The organism is Corynebacterium sp. AOP40-9SA-29 (genome assembly GCF_052377405.1).
Lineage (GTDB): Bacteria > Actinomycetota > Actinomycetes > Mycobacteriales > Mycobacteriaceae > Corynebacterium.
Genome location: NZ_JBQSWR010000004.1, coordinates 131,314 through 149,287, shown reverse-complemented (window position 1 = coordinate 149,287; position 17,974 = coordinate 131,314). Strand labels below are relative to the sequence as shown.

Below are 17,974 nucleotides of genomic sequence, written 5' to 3'. Positions count from 1 at the left end.
AGTGCGGGAACGCGGGCTACACTGTGCATGTCGGGAGCTTGTGTGCCAGTCAGGGGGATTTTACATGACGTCGACCGTGCTCGGGGGTGCCAGCGTGGTGATGCTGCGCGACGCGACCTCATTGATCCTGCGTTCGCCGCGCCATCTCCAGTTCGGGACGGTGCCGTCGCACTCCCTCGTCCTGGCCGTGCCGGACGGGGTCTCGGCGAACCAGGTGATGCTGGTGCTGCGCGAGGCCAGACGACCGGTGGACGCATCCGACCTGGCCACGAGGCTCGGTCACTGCGGGTTCAGCCCGGAGCACGCCGACGGCATCCTCGACGACCTGCGCACCGCCGGGCTGTTGCGTCCTGTCCCCTCGACCGGTGCCACCACCGTGCATGTCACCGGGACGACCGGCATGAGCGGTGCCCTGCTGCAGGAGCTGATGCGCTGCGGTGTCACCGCGACGGCCGTCACCCCTGGGGCACCTGCCTTCGGTCGCCTGTCGGGCAGGTCCCTGGTGATCCTGGCCGGGCAACTCTTCCCGCCCCAGGACGTGACATTCCGGCTGATGGAACAGGGTGTGCCGCACCTGCCCTGCGGAGTGCTGGATGGGCAGGTGGTGATCGGCCCACTCGTGCAACCGGGAAAGACTCCGTGCCTGACCTGCATCGACACCCAGATGCTGGCCGAGGATCCCGAATGGCGGCTCGTCCGCGCCCAGGCACCCGTCGGTGAGGGGCGAACGGCGTCGTCGCTGACCGGGCTCGCCGCCACGGTATTCGCCGGTATTGTGCGCGACATCCTGGGCACGGCCACGACCGGTGACCCTACCGCTGTGCTCGCCGCCCGGCGTTTCCTCGATCCGGTGAGCATGAACCTCACTGAGATGCACCCCGTGCAGGTACCGGGGTGCCCCTCCTGTCAGGCCGGGCTCAGCGGAAGTTCCGGATGATCCCCAGGACGTCCTCGCCGAACTGCTCGACCTTCATCGGGCCGATGCCCGGCACCTGCACGAGCTCTTGGGGTGTCGTCGGCGCGCGATGGCAGACCGCACGCAGCGTCGCGTCACTCATCACCACGTAGGCCGGGACGTCCCGCGAGCGGGCGGTGGCGCTGCGCCACGAGCGCAGCTCGGCGACGAGCACCTGGTCGACATCGCCAGCGTGAGCGTCGCACAAACCCAGGATGCGCTGCTCCGGGGTGGTCAACCGGGTGCCGCAGGTGGTGCAGGAATCACTCGGCTTGGACTTCTGACCCGACTTCTTCTGCCCCACCGACTGGGCGGCCTGTGCCGCGGCGCGTTCCTTCTCCCAGGGGACCATGCCGTCAAGGAACCGGGTGCGCCGGCGGGTGGCCTTGCCACCGGGCTGGCGTGCCTGCGACCAGGACAGGTGCAGGTGCTCGCGGGCACGGGTGACACCGACATACAGCAGCCGGCGCTCCTCCTCCACCGCGTCCTCGGCGTGCGCGCCCTTGAGCGCATGCCGGATCGGCAGGGTGCCGTCGACCAGGCCGACGAGGAACACCGCGTCCCACTCCAGGCCCTTCGCCGCATGGATGCTGGCGAGGGTGACGCCCTGCAATCGGGGCGGGTTCTTCGCCTGGGCCCGCTCCTTGAGCAGCCCCATCAGTGCCGGCAGGTCGAGGCCCGGGGTGGTGGTGGACAGTTCGGCAGCCAGGTCGGCCAGGGCATTCAACGACTGCCACCGCTGGCGTTCCTGGGCACCGTCGGGTTCGGACGGGGTCAGGCCGACGGGCAGCAGCACCGCGCGCACCTGGTCGACGAGGTTGCCCTGCGGTTCGTCGACGCGGGGCGTCGCGTCCTCTCCTGCCGACCGGGCACGGGCCTGCACCTGCCGGGCCGCCTGTCCCAGGGCCTGCACCGCCTGACGGATCTCGGCGCGCTGGAAGAAGCCGTCGCCCCCCTTAACTTGGTAAGCGATGCCCGCCTGATCCAAGGCGTACTCAAAGGCGGCTGACTGGGCGTTGATGCGGTAGAGCACCGCGATCTCCGCGGCCGGAACACCGTGTGCCAGCAGATCACCGATACGCCTGGCCACCTCCGTGGCCTCCACGGTCTCGTCGGGGAACTCGGAGAACTCCGGGTCCGGACCATCCGGACGCTGGCCCTCCAGGGTCAGCCGCGTGCCTGCGGCCCGCCCCTTCGCCTGCCCGATGACCCGGTTGGCCAGGTCCACAACCTGCGGGGTCGAGCGGTAGTCACGGTGCAGACGCACGGTGGTGGACGAGGGGAACCTCGTGGAGAACCGCAGCAGGTGGTCCGGCGTCGCACCGTTGAAGGAGTAGATCGTCTGATTGGCGTCGCCGACCACGGTGAGGTCATCGCGGTCGCCGAGCCAGGCGTCCAGCAGACGCTGCTGCAGCGGCGTCACGTCCTGATACTCGTCAACGACGAAGGTGCGGTAGCGTTCGCGGAACTCGTCGGCGATGCCCACCTCGGACTCCAGCAGGCCGGCCATGGACTGCAACAGGTCGTCGAAGTCGAGCAGCACCCGCTCCGGGGAGGCCTTGGCCTGCTCGTAGCCCTCGAAGATCTTCACGAACTTCTCCGGATCCACCGGGCAGTCCCGCCTGTCCGGCCCGATGTGCGCCGGGTACGCCGTGGGCGAGATGAGCGAGGCCTTCGCCCACTCGATCTCGCCGAGCAGGTCGGCCAGCAGGGTGCGGTCAGGTTCCAGCCCCACCGCGCGGGTCACGCGGGCGACCAGCGGGAACTTGGAGTCGAGCAGTTCCCAGGGGGTGTCGCCCATGACCTTCGGCCAGAAGTAGCGCAGCTGCTGCATCGCCGCGGCGTGGAAGGTGCGGGCCTGCACCCGCGCCACCCCCATCATCGTGAGGCGTTCACGCAGTTCCGCGGCCGCCCGATTGGTGAAGGTCACCGCCAGCACGTGATCGGGGTTCACGAACCCGCCGGACACCAGATGGGCGATGCGGTGGGTGATCGTCCTGGTCTTACCGGTGCCGGCACCGGCGATGATGCTCACCGGGCCGCGCGGCGCGGTGGCCGCCCGGAGCTGCTCGGGGTCGAGTGCGTCCAGGTTCAGCTGGTCGAGTCGTCCTGACACGGGTCTAGATTCGCCTCCGTCGGGGATGGGTGTTCACGTCAGTTGTCGTCCGTCCCGCCGGTGATCCGGCGGATGTAGAGCAGGCGGTCGCCGGGTTCCACGGTCTCCGCCTCGGAGGAGTCCACGCGGTAGAGCACGCCGGAGCGCACCACCCCGAGCACGATGTCCTCGAGGTTACGTGGGTTGCCACCGACCTCGTCCTCCCCCACCGCACGTTCGGCGACGGAGAAGCCCTCGTCCGGGCTGAGCAGATCCTCCATCATGCCGGTCACCGAGGGGCTCACCGTGGCCAGCCCGAGCATCCGACCCGCGGTCTCCGAGGAGACCACCACCGAGTCCGCACCGGACTGACGCAGCAGGTGGGAGTTCTCCGACTCGCGGACGGACGCCACGATCGTCGCCGAGGCGGCGATCTCACGCACCGACAGGGTGATCAGGACGGCCGTATCGTCCTGATTCGGGGCGACGACGACCGCGCGGGCGCGGGTGACCCCGGCGAGTTTCAGGACGTCCGACCTGGTCGCCTGCCCACGCACGGTGACCAACCCACGCGAGGACGCGTGGGTGAGCGCTTCGGGATCGGAGTCGACGACCACGATCTGGGAGGACGGGACGCCGTCGGCGAGCAGGGCGGTCGTCGCCGCGCGCCCCTTGGTGCCGTAGCCGATGACGACGGTGTGGTTGCGCATGTGCCTTCTCCATCGACGGATCTGCAGGGTCTTGCGGGACTCCTCGGTGAGCACCGAGAGCGTGGTGCCGACCAGCAGGATCAGGAAGATCACCCGCATGGGCGTGATGACCAGGATGTTGACCAGCCGGGCGGACTGGGTGACCGGGGTGATGTCACCGTAACCGGTGGTGGACAGCGACACGGCCGAATAGTAGACCGCGTCCAGGAACGTGACCACACCGGTGTAGCCGTCGCGATCGACGTAAACCACCGCCGAGGAGAAGAAGATCAACGCCAGGGCGTAGAGCATGCGCCGGCTGATCAGCCACCACGGGCTCACCGGCGCACTGGCCGGGATGTTGACGATCTTGATCAACGAACGGGGCGGGAGCGCGTCGATATCCGAGTCGGTACGGAAGCGGTCCCTGAGTCGGTCCCTCACTGCCCGTCCCCTTCCGTCTCGTGGCCGGACTGCCGGCCGATCAGCGCAGCCAGTTCAGCTGATGTCGGCAGTGTACCCGGTTCATAGGTCTCGTTGGACAGCACGTAGTGGAACGCCGCGCGCACCGACTCCGGGCCGACGTGGCGCCCCAACCGCGCGGTCTGCACCTTTGCCCAGGCCAGACGGTACACCGCGAGCTGCAGCTCGGCGGAGGCGAGTTCGGCGCCGCCGGGTTTGCGCCCGGTTTTCCAGTCGACGACCACCCAGCCGTCTGTGTCGTTCGGGCCATCCCTGAAGACCGCGTCGATGCGCCCCTCAAAGACGTGCCCGGCCAGCGTGACCGAGTACGCCCCCTCCACGCTCTCCGGCATCCGATCGGCCCACTGGCTGTCGAGGAAACGCTGTTTGAGGTGCTCCAGAGCAGGGTCGGTCAGCGTGGCGTCCGCGGCACCGGGCAGTTCATCCTCGTCGATGAGGCTGGCGGAACCGTAGTGGCGTTCCACCCAGTTGTGGAAGGCGGTGCCGCGTTTGGTGTAAGGCCGCGGTTCCATCGGCACCGGACGCCGACGCCGCCGGGCGAACTCGGCGCGGTCACGGGACAGGGACACCGCCTCGGTGGCGGTGAGCCGCGCGCCCAGCGGCACGACGACCTCCGGGACGGCGGCGGCGAGGTACTCGTCAATCAGCACGCCGGTCTCCTGGTCCCACTGGTCGGCGAGCGTGCCCTTGTCGGGGGACGGCCCCGCCCCAGTCGCCTCTTCCGCCGCACGCACGCGTCGGATGCCGTCGAGAACCGCCGCCGCGCCGTCCTGCGAGGGGTCGGTGAGGGTGGGCCGCGGCCACACCGCCGTCGGCGCTTCGGGCAGGACGCGCTGGTACTCGGCGATCAGATCATTGCGCGCCGCCGGGTTCTCCGGCACCATCACCTGGTCCTCGCGGTGGTGCGGGCCTTTCTCCAGGCGCGCGAGCTCGGTCTTGGAGTACTCCATTCCCAGCTGTGACCACATGACGATCGACGTGGGGTCCGACGCACCATCGGCGCCAACGCGGTCGCGCAGCAGGGTCAGCGCCACGGAGGGGTCCACGGGTTTCTTGTCGGCATTGTTGAACGCCGCGCCGCTGACGAGCAGCACCTGCTCACTGCGGGTGACGGCGACGTAGAACAGCCGATCGTCCTCCTGAGCGCCGTGTTCGCCGAGTTCGACCTTGAACCGGTCCTGCGCCTCGACCACACCCTTGCGGTCCTCGACATCGCTGAGGTCCAGGACAGGCGCGCCGGACGCATCGGCGGCACCTCCCTGCCGGACGGAGGCGGGTTCCGCGGCGTCGCCGCGCAGGCCGGACGGCAGCAGGCGCGCATTGGTCGTCCAGGACGACACGCCGGGGCGTTTCACCGCGTCGGCGTAGGTCTTGCGCGTGGCGTGGGGCACCGCCACGATCTCCCATTCCAGGCCCTTGGCCTTGTGCACGGTGAGCAGCTGCACGCAGTCGGTGCGCACCTCGACCTCACCGGGGTCCAGGCCCTTCTCCCTGGCAGAGGCGGAGCGCAGGTAGTCCACCAGGGCACCGGGGCTGGACGCGCTGAGTTCGGAGAAGGAGCGCACGACCTCGGCGAACTTGTCCAGGTGACTGGTGCCGATCGAACGGTCGGGATTGCGGTGGTAGCGGGTGAGGACCTCGGTGCGCACCCCGGTCATGTTCTCAATATCGGCGACGAGGTCGGTCAGTGGCTTGGACATGGAGTGCCGGCGCAGGAAGCGCAATTCCCGGCCGAGTTCCCCGAGGCGGCGCACACCGTCGGCGGACATGCCATAGTTCTCCATGCCGCGCAGATCCGCCAGGGCCTCGGCCAGACCGACGGATACCCGGTTAGCGTCGACATCGATCTCGGCGAGCCGTCGGCGCACCGTGGCCAGTGCCGCCGGGTCGCCCTCATGGTCGGCGACCAGGGCGGTGAGCCCGGTGGGGCCGGAGTCCTCGGTCTCCTCGGTACCGTCTGTCTCGTCGGCACCGTCGGACGCCGCGGCCTTCGCGTCGCGGCGCGACAGCTGGTCCACGCGGCGTGCGAGGGCGAGCAGGTCGGCCGCACCTATATTCCAGCGCACCCCGGTGACCAGCCGGAGCAGAGCAATGTCGTCGGCGGGGTCGACGAGAACGCGCAGGGTGGCGAAGACGTCGGCGACCTCGGGGACGTCCAGCAATCCTGGCCCGGCGGTCATGTCGACCGGCACGCCGCGGGCGCGCAACAGGTCGTGGATGGGGCGGGCGTCGGCGTTCTTGCGCAGCAGCACCGCCGCAGAGAACGGACGGGGACGCTGCGGGGAGCGTCCTGCTTGTGTCCCGGCTTGTGCTTCGACATGCGAGTGATAGCGCCCGGCGAGGTCGTCTGCCAGCCACTCGAGTTCCTGTTCGCGGGTGTCGAACCAGCCGAGGTGCACCTCACCGCTTCCCGCCCCGGGGCGGGCCGTCAGCGGGGAAACCATCGGTGTATCGGTGTTCATCGACCAGCGTGACACCGTATTCGCCAGGTCGAGCACGCGGGCGGGGTTACGCCAGGAGGTCGTCAGCTCCAGTTTCGGTGCCGGGCCATCTGCGCCCGGGAAGTCGGTGCGGAAGTGGGCGAGGTTGGCGGCGGTGGCGCCACGGAAACCGTAGATCGACTGCATGGGGTCGCCGACGGCGGTGACGGTGAGGTCGGGGTCGGTGCCGTCGCCGAAGAGGTTGCGCAGCAGGATGCGCTGGGCGTGGCCGGTGTCCTGGTACTCGTCGAGCATCACCACGCGGAAGCGGCGGCGCTGTGACTCACCGACCCGGGCATGGTTGTCCACCAGTTGGGCGGCTTTCGACATCTGCTGGCCGAAGGTCATGAGATTGCGCCCGCTCAAGGTGTCGCGGTAGGCGGTGACCAGGTGCAGCAGTTCGCGCCGGTAGGTCAGGGCGTCGTTGAAGGCGTCCATCGCGGCGTCGACGCCCTTGAGCTGTTTGCCGTCGCGGTCGGGCAGCCCGTCGATCTCCGCGGCGGTGACGCGGCACTCCTCATCGACCCGGTCGACATCGACGAGGTGGTTGTCCATCTCGTCGGACAAATCGAGCATGTCGTCGATGATCGACGGCAACGAACGCGAGGTCGTGAAACCGCTCGGCCAGTCGCTGACCACGTCGCGGGCGATCATCCAGCGTTCGGTGTCGGAGATGATCCGCCCGGCCGGTTCCATCGGCAACAGCAGCCCGTACTCGCGCACCACCGAGCCCGCGTAGGCATCGTAGGTCGAGACCGTGGGGATGATGTTGTGCAGCGCCTCGTGCCGCGGGTCGTCGGCGGGCAGGGAGTCGAGGAACCCGGAGTCGGCGAGGGTCTGCAGCCTGGCGCGGATGCGCTGGCCGAGTTCGCGGGCGGCCTTGCGGGTGAAGGTCAGCCCCAGGACCTGCTCGGGGGCGACAAAACCATTGGCCACAAGCCAGACGACGCGGGCAGCCATCGTCTCGGTCTTGCCTGCCCCCGCACCGGCGACGACGAGGGTGGGACCAGGCTCGGCACCGATGACAGCGGCCTGCTGCGGGGTCGGGCCGAACTGCTGGCCCAGCATCTCCGAGAGCTCATTCGGCGCGATTACTGTTTCCTTCATTTAGGTCACCTGCTCCCCGGCCCGGCACGCCGGACACAGACACGCGTACTCGGATGTCTCGCAGTCCTGCGAGGTGGCCTCGAACAACGGCCCGGTCACCCGGGCTGCGGCGTCGAGCGCCAGGGCGCGGAACTCCTCGAGTTCGGCCGCACCCATCGCCGCCTGCTGCAGGACGGTGACCTTCGCCGCCTCCCGCCGCGGGTAGACCAGCATCGCGCCGTCCGGCGTGAGCCCCGGCTCCCCGTCGACCAGCAGCTGGTAAGCGGCGAGCTGCCGGCTCTCCGCGGCCTCCTTCTTCGTCTTCGCCGTCCGGCCGGTCTTGAAATCGACCACGGTGGTGCGCCCCTCGGCGTCGGTCTCGATGCGGTCGGTGCGTCCGGCCAGGACGACCGGTACCCCGGCAGCGGTCTCCCCGATAGGACGCTCGAGCTTTCGCTCCACGGACACGCTGCGGCCCAGGCCGTCGCGCTCCAGGATCCAGGTGTGCAACCGATCCACGGCGTTGAGGCAGCTCTCCAGCAAGGGTGCCGCGGTCCACTCCGGCCCGTCCACCAAATAGGGCACGGCGTCGGTGACGATGTCGCGGGCGTCAGCGTGGTCCAGGCCGTTGGCGAAGCCCTCGGCGACGGCGTGGATGAGCACGCCGACCTTCATCGGCTCCGTGGACGCTCCCCCGGTGAGCCCGCGCAGGAAGGCCACGGTGTCGCAGCCCTCGTCGAGGGTGTCCAGGGTGGTGGGGCTGATGCGCACCGTCGGCGCCGCCTCACCCCGGGTGACCACCGCCGGGCCGGTGGTGGACGGTTCGGCCACGCCCCACCACTGATCCGGGTCCGCCCCGTGCACGCCGGCCTCGGCGAGGCGGGCGAGGTTGTGTGCGGCGGCATCGCGTTCGTGCCCGGCGCGACGGGCGTCGCACACGGCATCGCGAAGTTCGGCGACCAGCGGTTCCAGCGCCAGGACGCGCGGCAGTGCGGCGACCGGAGCGTCCTGCGGGGCATCCTGCGGTGCGTCGGAGACGTCAGCAGAAACCTCGGTACCTGCGCTCCCGGCGATCTCTGCAATGTCGTCGAGGAAGCGGGACGCCACGGCCGTATCATCGCCCGCGGAGTCCACGGCGGTGACCAGGGTGCGTCGGCTGGCACGCGACACCGCCAGCAGGAACAGCCGGCGCTCCTCCGCCAGGGCCGCGGCCGCCCGCGACACCGGCACGTTGGGTGCGATACCGCGGTCCACGAGGTCCACGAGTTCCTGCTGGCCGAACAGTCCACCCACGGTGGGCCCGGCCGGCCAACTGTCCTCCTGCACCCCGGCGACCACGACCACCGACCACTGGCGACCCGCCGCGGCGTGCGCCGGCAGGATCTCCACGGCGTCCGGACGCACCCCGCGCCGGTCACGCCCACCGGTCGGCAGCTCCTGGGAACGCACGTCCTCAAGGAAGGTCTCCAGCGTGGCCGCCGGGTTACGCTCCACCACATCGCCGGCGAGGTCGAACAGGCTCATCACCGCGTCGAGGTCACGATCGGCCTGAGAACCCAAGGTGCCGCCACGCAGCGCCTGGACCTGCAGGGAGTTCGACAGATCGGCGGCCTGCCACACCGCCCACAGCACCTGCTCCACCGGCGAGGTCGTGGCACGCACCTCCAGGGCGGCACGTCCGGCGGCGATGACGGCGGCGACCCGGTCGATCACCTGGTGCTCACGGGGGCCGAAACGGCTCGTCCAGTGCTCACGCTGCTCCGCGCTGGCCTGCCCGGAGACCATTGCGGTGACCGCGTCCATCGCGCGCAGGCCCGTGCCGGCCAGCAGCGGGGCGACCGCGCGCTCCACGCGGCGCAGCATCACCGGGTCCGCCCCACCGATGGGGCTCTCCACGAGCTGCTGCATCTCCACCCCGGTCAGCGGGCGCACTAGGGCGTCCAACGCCAGCAGGATCACGCGCACCAGCGGCTGGTCGGCCAGCACCACGCTGGTGGGGTCGACCTTCACCGGCACACCATGCGACAGCATCGCCCGACGCAGTGCCGGGATATCCGCCGTCGAACGCACGATCACGGCAATGTCGTCCCAGGCGACGTCGTCGAGGACGTGGGCGCGGCGAACCTCGTCGGTGACGGTGAGCGTATCCGCCGTCCGCGACGGGGAGCGCCGCACCGCCAGGGCGGACGGTGCATCCGGTGCGTCCGACTGCTCCCTGCCCTGCCGCAGCGCCACGCGCGTCGGTTGCGCCGGAAGCCGTGTCTCCAACTGGTTCACCGCCGCCACCAGGTCGCCGGGAAGACGGTGCGATCGCGACAGCACCACCCGGTGGTCCTCATCGGCGGCGACCCCGGTGAGGAAGCGCTCGTCGGCCCCGCGGAAGTGAAAGACGCACTGGTCCGGGTCGCCGGCAACCAGGCACCGGGTGCCCGGGGTCATGAACCGGGAGATGAACTGCCCGGACGCCGGGTCGAGATTATGCGCATCATCGACAAGGACCAGGCGCACCCGGTCACGGTGGCGATCAAGCACATCAGGATGAGCGTCGAGCTGCGCGAGCGTGGTGTGCAGCAACTCGGAGGCGTTGAGGTTATTCGTCGCCGACAGGGCCTGGATCTGCCCGTACTCGTGCAGGAAGTCACCGGCCGCCGTCCACATCGGCTCGTGGTGGGCCTCGCCGAGCTCACGCAAGGAGCGGGCGTCCACCCCACGCTCGGCGGCGCGCAGCAACAGGTCGCGTAACTGCCGGGCGAAACCGACCAACGGCAGCGCCGGGCGCACATCCGCCGGCCACCTGCCAGCACCGTCCTCGGCGTGACCGCGCAGCAACGTCCTGATCTGCAGGTCGTGCTCCGCACCGGTCATCAGGCGCGGCTGTGCGGTCGTGCCGTCGCCATCACCACTCTCCTGGGCGACGGCGCGCAGATAGGCGAAAGCCCAGGAGTGCACCGAGCGCACCATCGTGCCGGTCGTGGCATAAGAATCGCGGGTGCGCAGTGCCTCAGTGATCTGGTCACGCAGCGCACCGGCCGCCTCCTTCGACGGGGTCAGCACCATCACGTCCTCGGCGCTGCCACCGGCGTCGAGGAAATGCACCACGGTGTCCACCAGCAGCGAACTCTTGCCCGTGCCGGGACCACCCAGCACCGCATACGGCAGGGTCGTGTCCAGCCGGTCATCGCCGGCGACGAGCGCGGCGGCCAGGCCGTCCCACTCCCGTGACGCACCGGCGTCCGGACCCGTACCGGTCGCTGTACCGGTCTCGAGCCGGACGTCGACGGTGCCCGCCGAACCGATGCGACGCCGCAGCTCGGCGTCCTCCCTGGCTTCCGAGCGCGAACGCGTGCCGGTAGCGTCCCCCATCGCCTAGCGTCCCCCCGGATCCTGTTCGCCGGCAGTACCGGCGCTACCGGCAGCCACCGGGTCTGCGTCCGGGACCCCCGCCTGCCCGGCACGGCGCACCCCGCCGACCCGGGCAGACACCACGTCACTGACCCGCGACAACCCCGGCCACGCCTGCGGCTGCGCCCCAGGCACCGCCGCATGGGCGAACAGGCGGAACATCACCGCGCGCAGCAAGAGCTGATCGAAGTCCTGCAGGTGCGACCACCGGTCCAGCAGCCCATCCTCGGCGTTGGCCCAGGCGATCGCGTCGACCACCAGCAAGGCCACCGACCAGCCCGTGGGCCGCCACGCGGGCACGAAGTCCACGATCGCCGGATCGGCGTAGCCGTCGTAGACGGTGCAGCCCAGGGCGTCGCCGTGGACCAGCTGATCGGGGGCGGACACCTCCTCGCGCAGCAGCATCAGCCCGGTGGCCTTCTCCATGGCCGCGGCCACGTCGTCGCGCGGGACCACGGACAGATCCATCACCGGCATCAGCAGGTCGGTGGGGTCGTCGGCCCAGGCGGCGGACTCCGCCACGGCGAACAGGTCCGTCTCGCTCAGATCCGACGCCGGGGCACCGCCGCCCGATACCCGCGAGGCCATGTCCAGGAAGGCCGGACGCCCCTCGCCCGCCACTGCCTCGCGTAGCGCCTCATTGAACCGCAGGACGCTCGCCGCCGTCTCGTCGAACCGCGGCGCGCGGTGCCCGGACAGGAACGCCCGCGCCGTCCACCCGCCGACGGCGTAGCGTCCGTCAGTGGAGCGCAGCGGGCGGGCGACGGACACCCCGGCGGGACGCACACGGTCCATGACCTGTGCCGTCCACGTCGCCCGGGCCCGGTCTTCGGAGGGAACGAGCACCGCGCGGTCGCAGCGCCACCCGTCGCCCCAGGCACCGCCGAGCTCCACCGGCGTCGCCTGGGAGACCTGGAAACCCGCCCTGATCGCCGCCGGGGGTTCGGCGGCGGGGGCGGATGCATTCGGAGGGTAGTTCTCGGTCATGGCTACACACTCTAACCCGCGACCCGGACAGTTCCCTGTGACCGCCCTGTCACCATTCGAACAGCCAGGTCAGAGGCCACTTTCAAGTGCGCTTTCTCAGTCCCGGACGTCGACGGCGTCGCCCTCGGTGCGGCCGTGCGGGAAGGGCCACGGGTTCGGCCGACAGGTGGAGTCGCGCCCGGCCTCGCCGTACTCCGCGCCGGCATCCAGGTCCTCCAGCTCCCCGTTGTTCAGGCTGATGGTCTGTTGCATCATCACCGGGGCCAGCACCCCGTTCTCGGGGCAGACCTGGTGGCGGGCGAAGCCCAGGCCATGGCCGACCTCATGGTTCACCAGGTATTGACGGTACGAGCCGAGGTCACCCTCGAACGTCGTGGCACCACGCACCCAGCGCGCCGCATTCACAATCACGCGCCCGGCACCGGCACCGGCAGAACCAGTCTGTGCATCCGCCTCCTCGACCCCGTCGTCAGTGCCCTGGATAAAGCAGCTGGTCTCCAAGTCGATCTGGCCACCACAGATCGCGCGGGTCGTCTCCGGGGTCGCCAGTCGGATGCGCAGGTCAGGGGCCTCGCGTCCGGTCACGCTGATGTGCCGGAAGGCGAAACTGCCATTCGAAATCCACGAGCGCGGATCCGACAGTGTGGCGTCGACGGAGGAGGCGAAGGCGTCGCCTCCGCCGAAGGAGGACGTATCCAGACCGTTTTCCACCTCGACGACGAAGCTATAGGTGTCCGCGTCGTCGCGGTCCGGGTCGCCCGCGGTCATGCCCGCCGAACCAACACCGTGGTAGTCACCGTCACCGCTGCGCGTCACGTCGCCGCCCGGCGGCAACTCGCCGACCTCCTCGGACGCCGGGGCGTCGCCCGGCACCGGGCCGTCCGGCGCGTCTGTGGCGTCCGAAGCGTCCGCAGCGTCCTGCGTATCTGTCATCTCGCCGGTCTCCGCGGAGGCCGACACCCCTGCCGCGGCAGGATCGTCCCCGTCGCTGTCGCCGCCGACCCCAGCGATGACGAGTTCGCACACGACCGCCACGGTCACCAGGAAAACCAGCGCGCCGATGGCGCCGAGCCACCGGCGACGCCGGAGCTGCATCTGGCGGAACTCCTCGGCCTCACGGTGCCGGTCAACCACAGATCCCCCACCCCCGTGACGGGAGCGGGGGTGGGGGGATGCTGCGGGAGGCATGGGCTCTGCTCAACCGTCCCGAATCAGATGAAGCCGACGGGACGCTGGGCGGAGGAACCGACCTCCACGTAGGCGACCTGACCACGCACGATCACGAAGACCGAGCCCTTGTTGTCCTTGAGGGTCATAGTGGCTGCAGCGCCGTCCTGCCCCTGCGCGAGGAACTTCTCGACCTCTGCGACGACCTTGTCCTGCTCATCCGCGCTGGTGATAACGAGATCGCGGGGGTTGTCGACGAATCCGACCTTGATGTCCATAGGGTGCCTTCAGGCCTTTCTTTCTCTAACGCATTGCCATGACTGTAACGTGGTCCATCATAGCGACGAACCAGACAAAGACGATGGAGGGGATGACGCCCGTGGTGCGACCAACGTTCCGGGAACTCGGAGTGGCCGCCGAGATCGCCGATGCGCTCGAGGAGGACGGGATCTCCGGGGCGTTCGCCATCCAGGAACGCACCCTCCCGCTGGCCCTGGTGGGCAAGGACCTCATCGGCCAGGCCCGCACCGGCATGGGAAAGACCCTGGGCTTCGGCATCCCGCTGATCGATCGGCTCTTCGACGATGCCGGCGTGAGCGAACTCGACGGCACCGTGCGCGGCCTCGTGGTCGTGCCCACCCGCGAGCTCGGCATCCAGGTCGCCTCCGACCTCACCGCCGCCTCCCGCAACGTGCGCGTCGGTACCGACGGCGCTGATGGCGCTAGTGACCGCCCGTTCGCGGTGACCACGATCTACGGCGGCGTGCCCTTCGAGCGCCAGATCGCCGCGCTGGAGGCCGGCACCGACGTCGTCGTCGGCACCCCCGGCCGCCTGCTCGACCTCTCGCGTCAGGGCCACCTGGACCTGTCCCATGTGGAGGTCCTCGTGCTCGACGAGGCCGATGAGATGCTCGACCAGGGCTTCCTCGACGACGTACGCGACATCATGTCGCAGACCGCCGAGCCGCGGCAGACGATGCTGTTCTCCGCGACGATGCCCGGCCCGATCGTGGCGCTGACCCGCGAGTTCATGAACCGTCCCGTGCTCATCCGTGCGGACCTCGAGGACGCGCGCGCCACCCACGTGACCACGACGCAGACGGTCTTCCAGTCCCACAAGCTCGACCGGATGAGCGTGCTCGCGCGCATCCTGCAGGCCCCGGGGCGTGGCCGCACGATCGTCTTCGCCCGCACGAAACGCCAGGCAGCGATCGTCGCCGGTGACCTCGCCGAGCTCGGCTTCGACGTCGGCGCCGTCCACGGCGACATGCGCCAGAAGGACCGCGAGGACTCGCTCAACGCCTTTCGCGAAGGACGCGTGAGCGTGATGGTCGCCACCGACGTCGCCGCCCGCGGCATCGACGTCGACGACGTCACCCACGTCATCAACTACCAGGTGCCCGACGACGACAAGACCTACGTGCACCGCATCGGACGCACCGGCCGCGCAGGACGCTCCGGCGTCGCCGTCACGCTGGTCGGCTGGGACGAGGTCACCCGCTGGCGGGCGATCGACGAGACCCTCGACCTGGGACGCAACGACCCGCCGCAGTGGTTCTCCGGCTCCCCGGAATTCCTCGCCGAGTTCTCGCTGCCCGAGGACATCCGCGACCGCGTCGGATCGCCGCGCAAGGTGCAGGGCGCGGCGTCCTCCACCGCACCGGCGAAGCGCCAGTCGCCGCGTAATACCCGGGAGCGGGGCCGGGACCGGAGAGCCCGGCCGTGAGCCGAGCCCGGCCCGGTGCGCCCGCTGAACGGCGCACCCGCACCGACCTCATGGTCACCGCACTGATCACCGTGGCGGTGCTGCTGCTGGTGCTGGGGACGTGGTTCTTCTCCGACTCCCGTGACGCCACGCACACCGAATCCGGTGCCGGGGAGGCCATCGCGCCGGCTCCCGCCGCCCAGGGCACGCCCGAACGGTTGGAAGAGATCTGGCGGACCGACTCACTGCCCTCCGATACCGGCGAGCCGGTGCTGGTAGACGGCACGGCCGTGGCACGAGGCAGCAATACCGTGCGCGGCATCTCGATCGACGACGGCGCCGAGGGCTGGTCCTACGGCCGCGACCACGAACTGTGCGGCGTGACCGGCAACTGGGGGCGCGTGGTCGCGGTGTTCCGCGGGCCGAAGGGCTGTTCCGACGTGACCTCGCTGACCGCCTCCACCGGGCGCTACCAGGACACCCGCTCCGCACTGGGTGGGCAGTCCCCGGTGTTCTTCCGCTCCCTCGACCATGTCGGCGTGCTCGATGACGAGCGCGCGGAGCTGTGGCGCTCCGACCTGGTGCGCACCGTGGAGGTCGGGCACGTGGAGACCCCCGTCGACAACGAGGCGCAGCCCCTCGACGGCTGCCGGTTCACCTCCGCGCAGACCCGCAAGGACCTGCTGGCGGTGCTGACCGACTGCGACCGGGAGGACGGCAAGGGCACGGTGAGCCTGGAGGTCGCCGACCCGGAGGAGGCGAACACCCCGGAGACCACCCACGAGTTCACCGTCCCGCCGGACGCCGAACTCGTCGGCGTGGCCCAGGAGGCCGCGGTGATCTACGTGCACGGCGACGGGACGCGCGCAGCCGACGCCGACGACTACACCGGCAGCCGCTTCCAGGTGCTGCACACCGACGGCTCCTTCGAGCAGCACCCGGCCGACCCCTCCCCCACGCTGGCGTACCTCGCCGACGGCCGGAGCGACGAACCTTTCGTCGCCGCCACCGGCGACCTGCCGCACCACATGACCTGGTTCGACGGGGAACGCCTGGTGGGCTTCGGGCCGACGAACCTGGAGCCCCGCTTCACCGTGCCCGCCTTGGGCACCGGGGCGGCGATGGACGGCTCCCTGCTGGTTCCGGTGGACGACGGCGTGGCCGTGGTCGACTGGGAGGACGGTTCGGTGCAGCGCACGGTGCCGGTGGACCGCGGTTCCTACGACGGCCCGGTCAGCCTGCGCGTACAGGGCGACGTGGTCGTCGAGCAGCGCGGCGACGAGATGGTCGCGCTGCGCGCCCTGTCCTGATCCCCTGCCCCTGACTCCTGACTCCTGTCAGCGCCCGTAGCGCCGGGCCGCCCACTCCACCGCGGAGGGGTTGAACAGCAGCACAAGGCCCACGATGCCCAGGGCCGCCGTCGGCAGGCCGAGCTCGGGGCGTCCCGAGGAGAACATGTAGACCGAGATCAGCACGAGGAAGAGCTGCAGCATCGCCACCGGCCCACGGCCCCACCGGCGTCCCGTCGACAGGCACCACCCGGCCGCCAGAACCACGCCGCCGAAGAAACCGAACCACAGGGCCGTCCCCCAGCCGTAGCCGATCGACTCCGCGCCCGCCCCGACGAACTGGGCGGTCGTATCCTCTTCCCCGCTGACCGCGACGGTAACGAGATAGACGGCGAAGGCGAGACCGGCCAACCCTTCCAGGATCCCCAACCAGCCGGCCCATCGGACGCTCGAGGGCAGGACCAGTGCCCTCCCCGCACCGTCCGCATGTCCGACTCCACGATCATCTGCATTCCTGGGGCTCATAGGGCCAGATTCTACCGGGAACCTGCGACGGAACAGACACCGGCACAATTCAGGACCGAACCGAGCTGTCCGTTAACCCACCCTTACCTAAATAGGCAAATCGGTCCGATGTGAGCTTAACCACAAATATCGCCAACCCCCTAGCGGACTGCGTTATGACGTGCCAATATTGCACATGTAACAGAGAGAGGGACACGAGGTTACGGACAGGTTAAGCACCGAACCCAGCCCTACTTCTCTGACCGACACAGCCTCTTCGTGGTCTCACTCTACCGTGACCCGGGGCATGTCACCGAATCCCACCGACGAACTCGACCCGTCCCACCGACGGCCGCGGGCACGACTGCCCACGTCCTGCCCTCGGAACGAACGGTCAGCCAAACTGCAGCAACACTGTTGAAGGAGAAGATCACCATGGACTGGCGCCACGAAGCCATCTGCCGTTCCGAAGACCCCGAGCTTTTCTTCCCGGTGGGCAACTCCGGCCCCGCCCTCGCCCAGATCGCCAAGGCGAAGCTGGTCTGCAACAAGTGCCCCGTCACCAACGCCTGCCTCGCCTGGGCCATCGAGTCCGGCCAGGACGCCGGCGTGTGGGGCGGCATGAGCGAGGACGAGCGCCGCGCACTGAAGCGTCGCAACAACCGCGGCCGCGCCCGCACCCGCGTCGCCACCGCGTAGCACGCCGTCCCTGCGCACAGCGCCAGTAACCACGGGGTGGATTTCCCACCCAACGTGCTCCCCCGGTATCCTGAAACGGTTATCAGTACTTTCCCACCGTCAACGAGGAGCCGACATGAGCAAGCGTGGCCGTAAGCGCAAGGACCGTCGCAAGAAGAAGGCGAACCACGGTAAGCGTCCGAACGCCTGACGTTCGCACCTACCGACGAGGCCCGACCCCGGGATAGACATCCTGGGGCCGGGCCTTCTTGCGTGCCAGCCGAGGGCGACGGACAAGCAAAGGGGTACCAAGTTGGACTTGGGAGCGTTGAGTAGGCCGACTCAACGCTCCCAAGTCCAACTTGGTACCCCTCGTCGTCGGGGACAAGGGCCAAGATCGAGCGTGGGATGTTTGAACCCGGGGATTCAAACATCCCACGCTCGATCTTGGCCC

General features: G+C 69.6%; 13 protein-coding genes. 5 read left to right on the top strand and 8 right to left on the bottom strand.

Annotation, left to right across the window (positions count from 1 at the left end; all coding sequences use genetic code 11):
• The first annotated feature begins 64 nt into the window (after positions 1–64).
• The gene (locus ACT3SZ_RS08905) at positions 65–937 is read left to right on the top strand and encodes a TOMM precursor leader peptide-binding protein (protein ID WP_444618190.1); all 873 of its coding nucleotides are present in this window, start codon (positions 65–67) and stop codon (positions 935–937) included.
• Here the strand turns inward: ACT3SZ_RS08905 and ACT3SZ_RS08900 are convergent.
• The 7 genes from ACT3SZ_RS08900 to ACT3SZ_RS08870 all read right to left on the bottom strand — a co-directional run bounded on the left by ACT3SZ_RS08900 (position 918) and on the right by ACT3SZ_RS08870 (position 13,622).
• Positions 918–3,071: an ATP-dependent DNA helicase UvrD2 gene (locus ACT3SZ_RS08900; RefSeq protein WP_444618189.1), complete on the bottom strand. Its 2,154-nt coding sequence runs from the start codon at positions 3,069–3,071 to the stop codon at positions 918–920. The two genes, ACT3SZ_RS08905 and ACT3SZ_RS08900, sit on opposite strands and share 20 nt — an antisense overlap.
• 38 nt (positions 3,072–3,109) lie before the next feature.
• Positions 3,110–4,183 carry a potassium channel family protein gene (locus ACT3SZ_RS08895; protein WP_441579228.1) on the bottom strand — a complete coding sequence of 358 codons (1,074 nt, stop codon included), beginning with the start codon at positions 4,181–4,183 and terminating at the stop codon, positions 3,110–3,112.
• The gene (locus ACT3SZ_RS08890) at positions 4,180–7,809 is read right to left on the bottom strand and encodes a UvrD-helicase domain-containing protein (protein WP_444618188.1); all 3,630 of its coding nucleotides are present in this window, start codon (positions 7,807–7,809) and stop codon (positions 4,180–4,182) included. The genes ACT3SZ_RS08895 and ACT3SZ_RS08890 overlap by 4 nt, the downstream gene beginning before the upstream one ends.
• Positions 7,810–11,151, bottom strand: a complete 3,342-nt coding sequence (locus tag ACT3SZ_RS08885; RefSeq protein ID WP_444618187.1) for a UvrD-helicase domain-containing protein — start codon at positions 11,149–11,151, stop codon at positions 7,810–7,812.
• A gap of 3 nt (positions 11,152–11,154) precedes the next feature.
• A complete protein-coding gene (locus tag ACT3SZ_RS08880) occupies positions 11,155–12,177 on the bottom strand; it encodes a TIGR02569 family protein (protein ID WP_444618186.1) in 1,023 nt (340 codons plus the stop codon).
• A 96-nt stretch (positions 12,178–12,273) separates the two neighbouring features.
• Positions 12,274–13,311 (bottom strand): DUF3152 domain-containing protein, encoded by a 1,038-nt coding sequence (locus ACT3SZ_RS08875; protein ID WP_444618185.1) that lies wholly within the window; start codon positions 13,309–13,311, stop codon positions 12,274–12,276.
• Positions 13,312–13,388: 77 nt separating this feature from the next.
• Complete coding sequence (locus tag ACT3SZ_RS08870; protein ID WP_444618184.1) at positions 13,389–13,622, bottom strand: DUF3107 domain-containing protein; 234 nt, start codon at positions 13,620–13,622, stop codon at positions 13,389–13,391.
• 92 nt (positions 13,623–13,714) lie between these two features.
• On the opposite strand from ACT3SZ_RS08870, the gene ACT3SZ_RS08865 reads away from it, so the two are divergent.
• Positions 13,715–15,070: a DEAD/DEAH box helicase gene (locus ACT3SZ_RS08865; RefSeq protein ID WP_444618183.1), complete on the top strand. Its 1,356-nt coding sequence runs from the start codon at positions 13,715–13,717 to the stop codon at positions 15,068–15,070.
• On the top strand, positions 15,067–16,359 hold the full coding sequence (locus tag ACT3SZ_RS08860) for an Rv3212 family protein (protein WP_444618182.1): 1,293 nt from the start codon (positions 15,067–15,069) through the stop codon (positions 16,357–16,359). The genes ACT3SZ_RS08865 and ACT3SZ_RS08860 overlap by 4 nt, the downstream gene beginning before the upstream one ends.
• A 27-nt stretch (positions 16,360–16,386) precedes the next feature.
• Here the strand turns inward: ACT3SZ_RS08860 and ACT3SZ_RS08855 are convergent, their stop codons facing one another.
• The gene (locus tag ACT3SZ_RS08855; RefSeq protein WP_444618181.1) at positions 16,387–16,863 is read right to left on the bottom strand and encodes a hypothetical protein; all 477 of its coding nucleotides are present in this window, start codon (positions 16,861–16,863) and stop codon (positions 16,387–16,389) included.
• 414 nt (positions 16,864–17,277) lie between these two features.
• Here ACT3SZ_RS08855 and ACT3SZ_RS08850 point away from each other — a divergent pair, with 414 nt between their 5' ends.
• A complete protein-coding gene (locus ACT3SZ_RS08850) occupies positions 17,278–17,541 on the top strand; it encodes a WhiB family transcriptional regulator (RefSeq protein ID WP_038546744.1) in 264 nt (87 codons plus the stop codon).
• A gap of 115 nt (positions 17,542–17,656) precedes the next feature.
• Entirely contained in the window at positions 17,657–17,731 is a 75-nt protein-coding gene (locus tag ACT3SZ_RS08845) for a 50S ribosomal protein bL37 (RefSeq protein WP_431832944.1), read from the top strand.
• The last annotated feature ends 243 nt before the right edge of the window (positions 17,732–17,974 follow it).